This window comes from Streptomyces sp. NPDC015131, assembly GCF_043079975.1.
GTDB lineage: Bacteria > Actinomycetota > Actinomycetes > Streptomycetales > Streptomycetaceae > Streptomyces.
Genome location: NZ_JBIBVB010000003.1, coordinates 855,099 through 868,581, shown reverse-complemented (window position 1 = coordinate 868,581; position 13,483 = coordinate 855,099). Strand labels below are relative to the sequence as shown.

Annotated in this window: 11 protein-coding genes and 1 tRNA gene; 10 read left to right on the top strand and 2 right to left on the bottom strand. The window is 69.3% G+C overall.

Translation table 11 applies throughout. From position 1 onward, the window contains the following. The first annotated feature begins 94 nt into the window (after nt 1-94). Nucleotides 95-1,150, top strand: a complete 1,056-nt coding sequence (locus ACF08D_RS15215; RefSeq protein ID WP_392223038.1) for a UDP-N-acetylmuramate dehydrogenase — start codon at nt 95-97, stop codon at nt 1,148-1,150. Between the two features lie 92 nt (nt 1,151-1,242). Here the strand turns inward: ACF08D_RS15215 and ACF08D_RS15210 are convergent, their stop codons facing one another. Further along, nucleotides 1,243-2,265 carry an adenosine deaminase gene (locus ACF08D_RS15210; RefSeq protein ID WP_392223037.1) on the bottom strand — a complete coding sequence of 341 codons (1,023 nt, stop codon included), beginning with the start codon at nt 2,263-2,265 and terminating at the stop codon, nt 1,243-1,245. 135 nt (nt 2,266-2,400) lie between these two features. Beyond that, nucleotides 2,401-3,627, bottom strand: coding sequence for a pyridoxal phosphate-dependent aminotransferase (locus tag ACF08D_RS15205; protein ID WP_392223036.1), 1,227 nt, complete (start codon nt 3,625-3,627; stop codon nt 2,401-2,403). 264 nt (nt 3,628-3,891) lie between these two features. On the opposite strand from ACF08D_RS15205, the gene ACF08D_RS15200 reads away from it, so the two are divergent. From ACF08D_RS15200 to rpoB, 9 genes are all read left to right on the top strand, one after another. Continuing rightward, a tRNA-Trp gene (locus ACF08D_RS15200) sits at nt 3,892-3,964 on the top strand. A gap of 102 nt (nt 3,965-4,066) precedes the next feature. Next, nucleotides 4,067-4,354 (top strand): preprotein translocase subunit SecE, encoded by a 288-nt coding sequence (secE, locus tag ACF08D_RS15195; RefSeq protein ID WP_064069968.1) that lies wholly within the window; start codon nt 4,067-4,069, stop codon nt 4,352-4,354. A gap of 77 nt (nt 4,355-4,431) precedes the next feature. Further along, nucleotides 4,432-5,361 carry a transcription termination/antitermination protein NusG gene (gene nusG, locus ACF08D_RS15190; protein WP_392223035.1) on the top strand — a complete coding sequence of 310 codons (930 nt, stop codon included), beginning with the start codon at nt 4,432-4,434 and terminating at the stop codon, nt 5,359-5,361. Nucleotides 5,362-5,520: 159 nt separating this feature from the next. Then, complete coding sequence (gene rplK, locus ACF08D_RS15185; RefSeq protein ID WP_064069966.1) at nt 5,521-5,955, top strand: 50S ribosomal protein L11; 435 nt, start codon at nt 5,521-5,523, stop codon at nt 5,953-5,955. A gap of 80 nt (nt 5,956-6,035) precedes the next feature. After that, nucleotides 6,036-6,764 (top strand): 50S ribosomal protein L1, encoded by a 729-nt coding sequence (gene rplA / locus ACF08D_RS15180; protein ID WP_064069965.1) that lies wholly within the window; start codon nt 6,036-6,038, stop codon nt 6,762-6,764. Between the two features lie 186 nt (nt 6,765-6,950). Continuing rightward, on the top strand, nt 6,951-7,916 hold the full coding sequence (locus tag ACF08D_RS15175) for a hypothetical protein (RefSeq protein ID WP_392223034.1): 966 nt from the start codon (nt 6,951-6,953) through the stop codon (nt 7,914-7,916). A gap of 422 nt (nt 7,917-8,338) precedes the next feature. After that, entirely contained in the window at nt 8,339-8,869 is a 531-nt protein-coding gene (gene rplJ, locus ACF08D_RS15170; protein WP_156692855.1) for a 50S ribosomal protein L10, read from the top strand. Between the two features lie 114 nt (nt 8,870-8,983). Beyond that, nucleotides 8,984-9,370 carry a 50S ribosomal protein L7/L12 gene (rplL, locus tag ACF08D_RS15165; RefSeq protein WP_392223033.1) on the top strand — a complete coding sequence of 129 codons (387 nt, stop codon included), beginning with the start codon at nt 8,984-8,986 and terminating at the stop codon, nt 9,368-9,370. A 538-nt stretch (nt 9,371-9,908) separates the two neighbouring features. Continuing rightward, the gene (gene rpoB / locus ACF08D_RS15160) at nt 9,909-13,394 is read left to right on the top strand and encodes a DNA-directed RNA polymerase subunit beta (RefSeq protein ID WP_392223032.1); all 3,486 of its coding nucleotides are present in this window, start codon (nt 9,909-9,911) and stop codon (nt 13,392-13,394) included. Nucleotides 13,395-13,483 lie beyond the last annotated feature (89 nt).

Genomic DNA, 13,483 nt, shown 5'->3' with positions numbered 1-13,483 from the left:
CGCCCGGCGCGGCCCGGGGGGCGCCACGCGCGCGTGGCGCCCCTCAGGCGCGTACCGGAACGGGCTGTCCGAGCCGCACCGTAGTCTTGGGCGCGTGCAGGAACTCCATGACGCCCCCCTCGCCCCGCTGACCACCTTCCGGCTCGGCGGCCCCGCCACCCGGCTCGTGACGGCCACGACCGACGACGAGGTCGTCGCCGTCGTCCGCGAGGCCGACCGCACCGGCACCCCGCTGCTGGTGATCGGCGGCGGGTCCAACCTGGTGATCGGCGACAAGGGCTTCGACGGCACCGCCCTGAACATCGCCACCCGGGGCTTCGCCCTGGACGGCACGCGCCTGGAGCTGGCGGCCGGCGAGGTGTGGACCGACGCCGTGGCCCGCACGGTGGAGGCCGGGCTGGCGGGCATCGAGTGCCTGGCCGGCATCCCCGGCTCGGCGGGCGCCACCCCCATCCAGAACGTGGGGGCGTACGGCCAGGAGGTCGCGTCCACCCTCACCGAGGTCGTCGCCTACGACCGCCGCTCCGGCGAGACGGTGACCCTCCCGAACGCCGCCTGCGACTTCTCGTACCGCCACAGCCGCTTCAAGGCCGACCCCGAGCGCTTCGTGGTGCTGCGCGTCCGCTTCGAGCTGGAGGACGCCGGCGGCCTGAGCGCGCCGCTCAAGTACGCCGAGACGGCCCGGGCGCTCGGGGTGGAGCCCGGCGACCGCGTCCCGGCCGCCACCGCCCGCGAGACGGTGCTCGCGCTGCGCGCCGGCAAGGGCATGGTCCTCGACCCGGACGACCACGACACCTGGTCGGCGGGCTCGTTCTTCACCAACCCGATCCTGGAGCAGGCGCACTACGAGGAGTTCCTGGGCCGCGTCCATGACCGCCTCGGCCCGGACGTCACCCCGCCCGCCTTCCCGGCCGGCGAGGGGCACGTCAAGACCTCCGCGGCCTGGCTCATCGACAAGGCCGGCTTCACCAAGGGGTACGGCACCGGACCCGCCCGCATCTCCACCAAGCACACCCTGGCCCTCACCAACCGCGGCGAGGCCACCACCGAGGACCTGCTGGCCCTGGCCCGCGAGGTCGTCGCGGGCGTGCGGGACGCCTTCGGCGTCACCCTGGTCAACGAGCCGGTGACGGTCGGCGTCAGCCTCTGAGGGCCGCTCCCCGCCGCCGGCGGGCCCCATAGGACGGTCGGCCCCGCCGGCGGGCCCCGTAGGACGGACGGCCCGCCCGGCGGCCGCCCGCCCTACGGAGCCGCCAGCCAGTCGTCCACCCCGGACAGCAGCTTGGCCCGGACGTCCTCGGGCGCCGCCGAGCCGCGCACCGACTGACGGGCCAGCTCGGCCAGCTCCTCGTCGGTGAAACCGTGGTGCACGCGCGCGATCTCGTACTGCGCCGCGAGCCGGGCCCCGAACAGCAGCGGGTCGTCCGCGCCCAGCGCCATCGGCACGCCCGCCTCGAAGAGGGTCCGCAGCGGTACGTCCTCGGGCTTGTCGTACACGCCCAGCGCCACGTTCGACGCCGGGCACACCTCGCACGTCACGCCCCTCTCGGCCAGCCGCCGCAGCAGCCGCGGGTCCTCCGCCGCCCGCACCCCGTGCCCGATGCGCGCCGCCCGCAGGTCGTCCAGGCAGTCCCGTACGGAGGCGGGGCCGGTCAGCTCGCCCCCGTGCGGCGCGGCCAGCAGCCCGCCCTCCCGCGCGATCGCGAACGCCCGGTCGAAGTCCCGCGCCATCCCGCGCCGCTCGTCGTTCGACAGCCCGAACCCGACGATGCCCCGGTCCGCGTACCGGACGGCGAGCCGGGCCAGGGTGCGGGCGTCCAGGGGGTGCTTCATCCGGTTCGCCGCGACCAGGACCCGCATGCCGAGCCCGGTCTCCCGGGAGGCGCTCTCCACCGCGTCCAGGATGACCTCCAGCGCCGGGATCAGACCGCCCAGGCGCGGCGCGTACGAGGTGGGGTCCACCTGGATCTCCAGCCACCCCGAGCCGTCCCGGACGTCCTCCTCGGCCGCCTCGAGCACCAGCCGCCGGATGTCCTCGGGCTCCCGCAGACAGGACCGGGCGATGTCGTAGAGCCGCTGGAAGCGGAACCAGCCCCGCTCGTCGGTGGCCCGCAGCTGCGGCGGCTCGCCACCGGTCAGCGCCTCGGGCAGATGGACGCCGTACTTGTCGGCCAGCTCCAGCAGCGTCCCGGGCCGCATCGACCCGGTGAAGTGCAGGTGCAGATGGGCTTTGGGCAACAACCGCAGATCTCGTACGCGCTCCATTGAGAGATCTTGCCAAAACCGCCGCCCGCGCGGGAGCCCCTTTCACCGATCGGGTGTACCCGGGAACGGAAGAGCGGGCCCCCGGCGCACCGCCGGGAGCCCGCTCCTCGCTTCCGGAAATTCCGGAGGAGGTGGTCAGTCGCGGGCCTCCGCCAGCAGCTTCTGCATCCGCGAGACGCCCTCGACCAGGTCCTGGTCGCCCAGCGCGTACGACAGCCGCAGATAGCCGGGGGTGCCGAACGCCTCACCGGGGACGACGGCCACCTCGGCCTCGTCCAGGATCAGCGCCGCCAGCTCCACCGACGTCCGCGGGCGCTTGCCGCGGATCTCCTTGCCCAGCAGCCCCTTCACCGACGGGTAGGCGTAGAACGCGCCCTCCGGAGTCGGGCAGTAGACGCCCTCGATCTCGTTGAGCATCCGCACGATCGTCTGGCGGCGGCGGTCGAAGGCGGACCGCATCTCGGCCACCGCGTCCAGGCTCCCCGAGACGGCCGCCAGCGCGGCGACCTGAGCGACGTTCGACACATTGGAGGTGGCGTGCGACTGGAGGTTCGTCGCGGCCTTCACCACGTCCTTGGGGCCGATGATCCACCCCACGCGCCAGCCGGTCATGGCGTACGTCTTGGCGACGCCGTTGACCACGACGCACTTGTCGCGCAGCTCGGGGAGGATCGCCGGCAGCGAGGTGAAGGTGGCGTCCCCGTAGACCAGGTGCTCGTAGATCTCGTCCGTCATCACCCACAGGCCGTGCTCCACGGCCCAGCGGCCGATCGCCTCGGCGTCGGCCTCGCTGTAGACGGCGCCCGTCGGGTTGGAGGGGGAGACGAACAGGACGACCTTGGTCCGCTCCGTCCGGGCCGCCTCCAGCTGCTCGACCGACACCCGGTAACCGGTGGTCTCGTCGGCGACCACCTCCACCGGCACACCGCCGGCCAGCCGGATCGACTCGGGGTACGTCGTCCAGTACGGAGCGGGGACGATGACCTCGTCGCCCGGGTCCAGGATCGCGGCGAACGCCTCGTAGATCGCCTGCTTGCCGCCGTTGGTCACCAGCACCTGGGAGGCGTCGATCTCGTACCCCGAGTCGCGCAGCGTCTTGGCGGCGATCGCGGCCTTCAGCTCGGGCAGCCCGCCCGCCGGGGTGTAGCGGTGGTACTTCGGGTTGCGGCACGCCTCGACCGCCGCCTCGACGATGTAGTCGGGCGTCGGGAAGTCGGGCTCGCCCGCGCCGAAGCCGATCACCGGACGGCCGGCGGCCTTGAGGGCCTTGGCCTTGGCGTCGACGGCGAGGGTCGCGGACTCGGAGATCGCGCCGACTCGGGCGGAGACCCGGCGCTCGGTGGGAGGGGTAGCAGCGCTCATGCGGCCATCGTCCCAGACCGGGAAAGACGGCGGGGCCGGGATCCCGCGGCAGGGTCGGGCGGGCCGTGGCCGGGCCCGGCGGCGGGGCGCGGGGAAGGGTCCGGGGCGGGCTCCGGGGCGGGCCGCTGCCGGGGCGCGCCGCCGGTGCGCGGGTCGCGTCCGGAGCTATCTGTTCGACGCGGGGCCGCTGACCACGTACACTCTCTGCTCGTTGGCCCTCACCGACCACTTCCACGGATGCGGTAGGTTGGGGGAGAACCACAAAGGGTCGTAGCTCAATTGGTAGAGCACCGGTCTCCAAAACCGGCGGTTGGGGGTTCAAGTCCCTCCGGCCCTGCTACACACACCGCCAGGTTGTGTGCGCAGGTATGTACTTCATTGCACCGCCGTGCGGCTCCACCCGGGCGCGGCACGGCCGACCCGGAATCAGGTGAGAGACGTGACGGATGCCGTAGGCTCCATCGACATGCCTGATGCCGAGGACGAAGCACAGGAGTCGAAGAAGAAGGGCCGCAAGGGCGGCAAGCGCGGAAAGAAGGGCCCGCTGGGCCGTCTCGCGCTCTTCTACCGCCAGATTGTCGCCGAGCTGCGCAAGGTCGTCTGGCCGACTCGCAGCCAGCTGACGACGTACACGACCGTCGTTATCGTCTTCGTCGTCATCATGATCGGTCTGGTGACCGTGATTGACCTCGGCTTCCAGGAAGCAGTCAAGTACGTCTTCGGCTGATTCCCGCGGAGGGCGCCCATCCCGGCGCCCCTTTTCGCATGTTCCACCCCATCTGTATCCAGGAAGAAGCAGCCACCGTGTCTGACCCGAACCTGAACGAGTCCGCCCAGGACGAGCTCGACGTCGTCGAGGCGGCCGACGAGGACCAGGCGGAAGCTGCGGACGCCGCTGTCGGCGAGGCCGCCGAGGACGCCGCGCTCCACGTCGAGGACGAGGGCGCGGACGAGGAGGCCGCCGAGGCGGGGGCCGACGAGCCCGCCGAGGCCGACGCCGACACCGAGGATGCCGAGGCCGGCGTCGAGAACGCCGAGGACGCCGAGACCGTCCAGGACGCCGAGGACACGGACACCGAGGACGAGGCCGCCGCCGAGGCCGAGCCGGAGGCGCCGGCCGACCCGATCGCCGCCCTCCGCGACGAGCTGCGCGGTCTGCCCGGCGAGTGGTACGTGATCCACACCTACGCGGGCTACGAGAAGCGCGTGAAGGCCAACCTGGAGCAGCGCGCCGTCTCGCTGAACGTCGAGGACTTCATCTACCAGGCCGAGGTCCCCGAGGAAGAGATCGTCCAGATCAAGAACGGCGAGCGGAAGAACGTCCGGCAGAACAAGCTGCCCGGTTACGTCCTCGTCCGGATGGACCTGACGAACGAGTCCTGGGGCGTCGTCCGCAACACGCCCGGCGTCACCGGCTTCGTGGGCAACGCCTACGACCCGTACCCGCTGACCCTGGACGAGATCGTCAAGATGCTCGCCCCCGAGGCCGAGGAGAAGGCCGCCCGCGAGGCCGCCGAGGCCGAGGGCAAGCCGGCTCCGGCCCGCAAGGTCGAGGTCCAGGTGCTGGACTTCGAGGTGGGCGACTCGGTCACCGTCACCGACGGCCCGTTCGCCACGCTCCAGGCCACGATCAACGAGATCAACGCCGACTCGAAGAAGGTCAAGGGCCTCGTCGAGATCTTCGGCCGCGAGACCCCGGTCGAGCTGAGCTTCGACCAGATCCAGAAGAACTGACACATACGGCTTCCGAACAGGTCAGACCGGGCTTCACGCCCGTTCTGACCTGCTCGGTTTTTGGCCGCGCATGGATACCCGTTATCGTTGTGCGGTATGCCTCCATCCGGATGACGTCGGATGGCGGCTGAAAACTCTCACTAGGACCCGGAGAGAGCAATGCCTCCCAAGAAGAAGAAGGTCACGGGGCTTATCAAGCTCCAGATCCAGGCCGGTGCGGCCAACCCGGCTCCGCCGGTCGGCCCCGCCCTGGGTCAGCACGGCGTCAACATCATGGAGTTCTGCAAGGCCTACAACGCCGCGACCGAGTCGCAGCGTGGCATGGTCGTGCCGGTGGAGATCACGGTCTACGAGGACCGCTCCTTCACCTTCATCACCAAGACTCCGCCGGCCGCCAAGCTGATCCTCAAGGCCGCGGGTGTGGACAAGGGCTCCGGCGAGCCGCACAAGACCAAGGTCGCCAAGCTCACGAGCGCCCAGGTCCGCGAGATCGCCTCGGTCAAGCTGCCCGACCTCAACGCCAACGACCTGGACGCCGCCGAGAAGATCATCGCCGGCACCGCCCGTTCCATGGGCATCACGGTCGAGGGCTGAGCAGCCCCCGTACGACCTGTGGGAGGGCCACGCGCCGGCCCGCACCACGACTCCACACCTGAACCACACCAGGAGAAGCAGTGAAGCGCAGCAAGGCACTCCGCGGCGCGGACGCCAAGATCGACCGGGAGCGCAACTACGCCCCCCTCGAGGCCGTCCGTCTCGCCAAGGACACCGCCGCCACCAAGTTCGACGGCACCGTCGAGGTCGCCTTCCGCCTGGGCGTTGACCCGCGCAAGGCCGACCAGATGGTCCGTGGCACCGTGAACCTTCCGCACGGCACCGGCAAGACCGCCCGGGTCCTGGTCTTCGCGACCGGTGACCGTGCTGCGGCCGCGGAAGCCGCGGGCGCCGACATCGTCGGCTCCGACGAACTGATCGACGAGATCTCCAAGGGCAACCGCCTGAACGAGTTCGACGCGGTCGTCGCCACCCCGGACCTCATGGGCAAGGTCGGCCGCCTCGGCCGCGTCCTCGGCCCGCGTGGTCTGATGCCGAACCCGAAGACCGGCACCGTCACGATGGACGTCGCCAAGGCCGTCAACGACATCAAGGGCGGCAAGATCGAGTTCCGCGTCGACAAGCACTCGAACCTGCACTTCATCATCGGCAAGGTTTCCTTCGACGAGACGAAGCTGGTCGAGAACTACGCGGCGGCGCTGGAGGAGATCCTCCGTCTGAAGCCGTCCGCCGCGAAGGGCCGCTACATCAAGAAGGCGACCCTGACCACCACGATGGGCCCCGGCATCCCGCTGGACGCCAACCGCACCCGCAACCTCCTCGTCGAGGAGGACCCGGCCGCCGTCTGAACCTGACGGCAGTCGACGGGTCTCGTGTCCCGTACACAGCGACCGGCCCCCGCAGCTCTCAGGAGCGGCGGGGGCCGGCCGTATTTCCGGGAGGTTGTCAGAGGCGTGCGTTAGTGTCATTTGTGTACTCATAGGGAGAGCACAAGGGGTGGGGGCAGGCGTATGTCCGTACGCACGCGTGTAGGCATGTCCGCGGTCGCGATCACGGTCCTGGTGGGGGTCGTCGGCTGTCAGGGCGAGGAGACGAGCGGCAAGAAGGCCGCCGGGGCGCCCGAGACGCAGTCCCGGGACGCCGTGACCAAGGTCGTCCAGGCCGCCTACAAGAAGACGGCGGAGGCGAAGACCGCCAAGGTCCGGATGTCGATGACCATGGCCGGGGTGCCGGGCGAGTCCGGGACGATGGAGATGTCCGGCGTCATGGGCTGGGACCCGATGCTGATGGACATGACCATGAAGATGCCGCCGGAGATGGCGGGCGGCTCCGGGGCGGGGTCCGGCTCGGAGATGCCGGAGCAGATCCGGATGAAGTGGCTCGGCGACGCCATGTACATGGACCTCGGCACCAAGGCCGCCGCCGAGATGGACGGCAAGCGCTGGATGAAGATGGACCTCGCCGCGATGGCGAAGGCCTCCGGCGACCCGCAGATCCAGAAGCAGATGACCCGCGGCATGGAGGACATGAACCAGTCCCCGGCCCAGCAGCTCGCGCTGCTCCTGGAGTCGCCGAACCTGAAGCACGTCGGCCCCGAGAAGATCGACGGCGTCCAGACCCAGCACTACAAGGGCACGCTCTCGGTCAAGGACGTCGTCGCGTCCAACTCGTCCCTCGGCGTCCTCTCCGAGAAGGAGCGCAAGGAGCTGGTCGCCGCGATCGAGAAGTCCGGCGTCAAGGGGTACGACACCGAGGTCTGGGTCGACGAGGACGGCTACCCGGCCAAGATGGACCTGGGCATGGCGATGCCCCAGGGCCAGGTGAAGATCGTCGCCCACTACTCGGACTACGGGGTGAAGGCCGACGTCACGGCGCCGCCGGCCTCCGAGACGTTCGACTTCATGAAGCTGATGGAGCAGATGGGCGCGGGCCAGGGGGCGGCCCAGGGCGCCTCCGCCGGGGCCGGTGCCTCCGCCGGGGTCTCCGGCGGCGGTCTCTGACCCGGGGGCCACGCCCGGTCCGGTGCCCGGGGTCCGCGCGAGGCGGTGCCGCCCGCGCGGCCCGGCCTCGGCGCCGGCCCGTAGTGCCGGCCCGTAGCGCCCCGGCCCGTAGCATCCCGGCCGACGGGCCCGTCCGCCCTGCCCGCCGCTGGGCCGGGCGGGCGATTTGCCTGGCGCCGGGGCCTTCCCGTACTCTTCCACAGAAGCCAAAGACCGCTGGTCGTTGCTGCGCTCGTCAGAGTCGCGGCGGCCGAAGGATCCGCTAGCTGCGGACGACCCGCGCAGGTGACAGTGGATGTACTCCCAGGTGATTACACCTGGTCGAGTCACGCCCCGTGCGCCTGCGCCGGGGCGTTTCGTTTTGCCCAGTCTCCTTCCTTCAGCCCATGCGGTCCGAATCACCCGGAAGGAGGCCGAGGCTCATGGCGAGGCCCGACAAGTCTGCTGCGGTTGCCGAGCTGACGGACAAGTTCCGCAGCTCGAACGCCGCCGTGCTGACCGAGTACCGCGGTCTCACCGTGGCACAGCTCAAGCAGCTGCGCCGTTCGCTCGGTGAGAACGCCCAGTACGCCGTGGTGAAGAACACGCTGACCAAGATTGCGGCCAACGAGGCCGGGATCTCGACGCTGGACGACCAGTTCGCTGGTCCGACGGCTGTCGCCTTCATCACCGGTGACCCGGTGGAGTCGGCGAAGGGTCTTCGTGACTTCGCCAAGGAGAACCCCAACCTGATCATCAAGGGCGGTGTCCTTGATGGCAAGGCCATCTCCGCCGATGAGATCAAGAAGCTCGCGGACCTCGAGTCCCGCGAGGTTCTGCTCGCCAAGCTGGCGGGCGCCATGAAGGGCAAGCAGTCCCAGGCTGCCGCGCTCTTCCAGGCGCTTCCCTCGAAGCTCGTCCGCACCGTGGACGCGCTCCGTGCCAAGCAGGCCGAGCAGGGCGGTGCCGAGTAATTCGGCTCGCGCATTGATCGTGGCCCCCTAGGGGCGACGGTCGCAGCGGGCCCAACGTACGCCCGCCTCACATGTACACCCGGCACCAGCCGAATTAGTGGAAGGACCGCCATCATGGCGAAGCTGTCTCAGGACGACCTGCTCGCGCAGTTCGAGGAGATGACCCTCATCGAGCTCGCCGCGTTCGTCTCCGCGTTCGAGGAGAAGTTCGACGTCACCGCCGCCGCCCCGGTCGCCGTTGCCGCCGCCGGTGGCGCCGGTGCCGCTGCCGCCGAGGCCGTCGAGGAGAAGGACGAGTTCGACGTCATCCTCACCGGCGCCGGCGACAAGAAGATCCAGGTCATCAAGGTCGTGCGTGAGCTGACCTCCCTGGGTCTGAAGGAGGCCAAGGACCTCGTGGACGGCACCCCGAAGCCGGTCCTCGAGAAGGTCGCCAAGGAGGCCGCCGAGAAGGCTGCCGAGTCCCTCAAGGCCGCCGGCGCCTCGGTCGAGGTCAAGTAACACCCTGCGGGTCTCCCGACCCGCTCAGACGCTCGTACAGGGCGTTCTCGAAGGGCGATCACCCATCCGGGTGGTCGCCCTTCGGCGTGCTCGGGACGCCTGCCTTGCGCTGAGCCGGACGCGGAGTATGGTGATCTTCGCCGTGCGCCCCGCATGGCCCCGGACGGCCGGGGGCCTTGACGAACCGCACGCCGCGCGCAATTCTCAGGACGCGCCGTCAACGATCCGGATCCGAGGCATGGATCGGCGGCCGAACGGGCAGTATCGATGTGCGCCAACGGCGCGAGGTGCCGCGGAGTTGAGAACAACGAGGGTCGCGATTTACCCGCCCTGGACATCAGTGGGCCAAGTGGCTACACTGACCCTTTGCGCTGCCTGTTAGCTGCCCCCTGCCCGTCACCAGGGGCATACCCTCGCAAGAGCACAGTTGACCGACCCTCCTGACCTGGTCTTTTGGTCGAATCGGGAAGTCTGTCTCCGTGTCCGGCGTGGGACCGGTACGCGCGTAGTGAGTCCGAGCCCTCGGAAGGACCCCCTCTTGGCCGCCTCGCGCAACGCCTCGACCGCGAATACGAACAACGGCGCAAGCACCGCCCCGCTGCGCATCTCCTTTGCAAAGATCAAGGAGCCCCTCGAGGTTCCGAACCTCCTCGCGCTGCAGACCGAGAGCTTTGACTGGCTGCTCGGCAACGCCGCGTGGAAGGCTCGTGTCGAGGCGGCTCTGGAGTCCGGACAGGACGTCCCCACCAAGTCCGGCCTCGAGGAGATCTTCGAGGAGATCTCGCCGATCGAGGACTTCTCCGGGTCGATGTCGCTGACTTTCCGCGACCACCGCTTCGAGCCCCCCAAGAACTCGATCGACGAGTGCAAGGAGCGCGACTTCACGTACGCCGCGCCGCTCTTCGTCACGGCCGAGTTCACCAACAACGAGACCGGCGAGATCAAGTCCCAGACGGTCTTCATGGGCGACTTCCCGCTCATGACCAACAAGGGCACCTTCGTCATCAACGGCACCGAGCGTGTCGTGGTGTCGCAGCTCGTCCGCTCGCCGGGTGTCTACTTCGACTCCTCCATCGACAAGACGTCCGACAAGGACATCTTCTCCGCCAAGATCATCCCGTCCCGGGGTGCCTGGCTGGAGATGGAGATCGACAAGCGCGACATGGTCGGTGTCCGCATCGACCGCAAGCGCAAGCAGTCCGTCACCGTCCTCCTCAAGGCGCTCGGCTGGACCACCGAGCAGATCCTCCAGGAGTTCGGCGAGTACGAGTCCATGCGCGCCACCCTGGAGAAGGACCACACCCAGGGCCAGGACGACGCGCTGCTCGACATCTACCGCAAGCTGCGCCCGGGCGAGCCGCCGACGCGTGAGGCCGCTCAGACGCTGCTCGAGAACCTCTACTTCAACCCCAAGCGCTACGACCTCGCCAAGGTCGGCCGCTACAAGGTGAACAAGAAGCTCGGCGCCGACGAGCCGCTGGACGCCGGTGTGCTCACCACCGACGACGTCATCGCCACGATCAAGTACCTGGTCAAGCTCCACGCGGGCGAGACCGAGACGATCGGCGAGAACGGCACCCAGATCGTCGTCGAGACCGACGACATCGACCACTTCGGCAACCGTCGTCTGCGCAACGTCGGCGAGCTCATCCAGAACCAGGTCCGCACGGGTCTGGCCCGGATGGAGCGCGTCGTGCGCGAGCGCATGACGACCCAGGACGTCGAGGCGATCACGCCGCAGACCCTGATCAACATCCGGCCGGTCGTCGCCTCCATCAAGGAGTTCTTCGGCACCAGCCAGCTGTCGCAGTTCATGGACCAGAACAACCCGCTGTCCGGGCTGACGCACAAGCGTCGTCTGTCCGCGCTCGGCCCGGGTGGTCTGTCCCGTGAGCGGGCCGGCTTCGAGGTCCGTGACGTGCACCCGTCCCACTACGGACGCATGTGCCCGATCGAGACCCCCGAAGGCCCGAACATCGGTCTGATCGGCTCGCTCGCCTCGTACGGCCGCGTCAACGCGTTCGGCTTCGTCGAGACGCCGTACCGCAAGGTCGTCGAGGGTCAGGTCACCGACGAGGTCGACTACCTGACCGCCGACGAGGAGGACCGCTTCGTCATCGCCCAGGCCAACGCGCCGCTGACCGACGAGCTCCGGTTCGCCGAGGCCCGCGTGCTGGTCCGCCGCCGTGGCGGCGAGGTCGACTACGTCGCGCCCGACGACGTGGACTACATGGACGTCTCGCCGCGCCAGATGGTGTCGGTCGCGACCGCCATGATCCCGTTCCTCGAGCACGACGACGCCAACCGTGCCCTCATGGGCGCGAACATGATGCGCCAGGCCGTTCCGCTGATCAAGGCGGAGGCGCCGCTGGTCGGCACCGGCATGGAGTACCGCTGTGCCACCGACGCCGGCGACGTCATCAAGGCCGAGAAGGACGGTGTCATCCAGGAGGTCTCGGCCGACTACGTCACCGTCGCCAACGACGACGGCACGTACACCACGTACCGCGTCGCCAAGTTCTCCCGCTCCAACCAGGGCACCTCGGTCAACCAGAAGGTCGTCGTCTCCGAGGGCGACCGGGTGATCGAGGGCCAGGTCCTCGCCGACGGCCCCGCCACCGAGAACGGTGAGATGGCGCTCGGCAAGAACCTGCTGGTCGCGTTCATGCCGTGGGAGGGTCACAACTACGAGGACGCGATCATCCTGTCGCAGCGCCTCGTGCAGGACGACGTCCTCTCCTCGATCCACATCGAGGAGCACGAGGTCGACGCCCGTGACACCAAGCTCGGCCCGGAGGAGATCACCCGGGACATCCCGAACGTCTCCGAGGAGGTCCTCGCCGACCTCGACGAGCGCGGCATCATCCGGATCGGTGCCGAGGTCGTCGCCGGCGACATCCTCGTCGGCAAGGTCACGCCCAAGGGTGAGACCGAGCTGACCCCGGAGGAGCGCCTGCTCCGCGCGATCTTCGGCGAGAAGGCCCGTGAGGTCCGCGACACCTCGCTGAAGGTGCCGCACGGTGAGACCGGCAAGGTCATCGGCGTGCGCGTCTTCGACCGCGAGGAGGGCGACGAGCTTCCCCCCGGTGTGAACCAGCTGGTGCGCGTGTACGTCGCGCAGAAGCGCAAGATCACCGACGGTGACAAGCTCGCCGGCCGTCACGGCAACAAGGGCGTCATCTCCAAGATCCTGCCGATCGAGGACATGCCGTTCCTGGAGGACGGCACCCCGGTCGACATCATCCTCAACCCGCTGGGTGTCCCGTCCCGAATGAACCCGGGACAGGTCCTGGAGATCCACCTCGGCTGGCTCGCCAGCCGCGGCTGGGACGTCTCCGGCCTCGCGGACGAGTGGGCGCAGCGCCTCCAGGTCATCGGCGCCGACCAGGTCGAGCCCGGCACCAACGTCGCCACCCCGGTCTTCGACGGTGCGCGCGAGGACGAGCTGGCCGGTCTGCTGCAGCACACCATCCCGAACCGCGACGGTGAGCGCATGGTGCTCCCGTCCGGCAAGGCCCGGCTGTTCGACGGCCGCTCCGGCGAGCCGTTCCCGGACCCGATCTCGGTCGGGTACATGTACATCCTCAAGCTCCACCACCTGGTCGACGACAAGCTGCACGCCCGCTCGACCGGTCCGTACTCGATGATCACCCAGCAGCCGCTGGGTGGTAAGGCTCAGTTCGGTGGCCAGCGCTTCGGTGAGATGGAGGTGTGGGCGCTGGAGGCTTACGGCGCCGCGTACGCCCTCCAGGAGCTGCTGACGATCAAGTCCGACGACGTCACCGGCCGCGTGAAGGTCTACGAGGCCATCGTCAAGGGCGAGAACATCCCCGAGCCCGGCATCCCCGAGTCCTTCAAGGTGCTCATCAAGGAGATGCAGTCCCTGTGCCTCAACGTGGAGGTGCTGTCCTCGGACGGCATGTCCATCGAGATGCGCGACACCGACGAGGACGTCTTCCGCGCTGCGGAGGAGCTCGGCATCGACCTGTCCCGGCGCGAGCCGAGCAGCGTCGAAGAGGTCTGACGGGAGTCCGGCACGGGGACCGGTGCAATCCACCGAGTCCCCGGCCGGCCCCAGGACCCCCGTTCCAGACCCCAAGACTTACAACCCTG

Excerpts from the sequence above, each read along its gene's own strand:
- ACF08D_RS15210 (WP_392223037.1), bottom strand. The coding sequence starts at position 2,265 with ATGGAGCGCGTACGAGATCTGCGGTTGTTGCCCAAAGCCCATCTGCAC.
- ACF08D_RS15205 (WP_392223036.1), bottom strand. The coding sequence starts at position 3,627 with ATGAGCGCTGCTACCCCTCCCACCGAGCGCCGGGTCTCCGCCCGAGTC.
- rplK (WP_064069966.1), top strand. The coding sequence starts at position 5,521 with ATGCCTCCCAAGAAGAAGAAGGTCACGGGGCTTATCAAGCTCCAGATC.
- ACF08D_RS15175 (WP_392223034.1), top strand. The coding sequence starts at position 6,951 with ATGTCCGCGGTCGCGATCACGGTCCTGGTGGGGGTCGTCGGCTGTCAG.
- rplJ (WP_156692855.1), top strand. The coding sequence starts at position 8,339 with ATGGCGAGGCCCGACAAGTCTGCTGCGGTTGCCGAGCTGACGGACAAG.
- rplL (WP_392223033.1), top strand. The coding sequence starts at position 8,984 with ATGGCGAAGCTGTCTCAGGACGACCTGCTCGCGCAGTTCGAGGAGATG.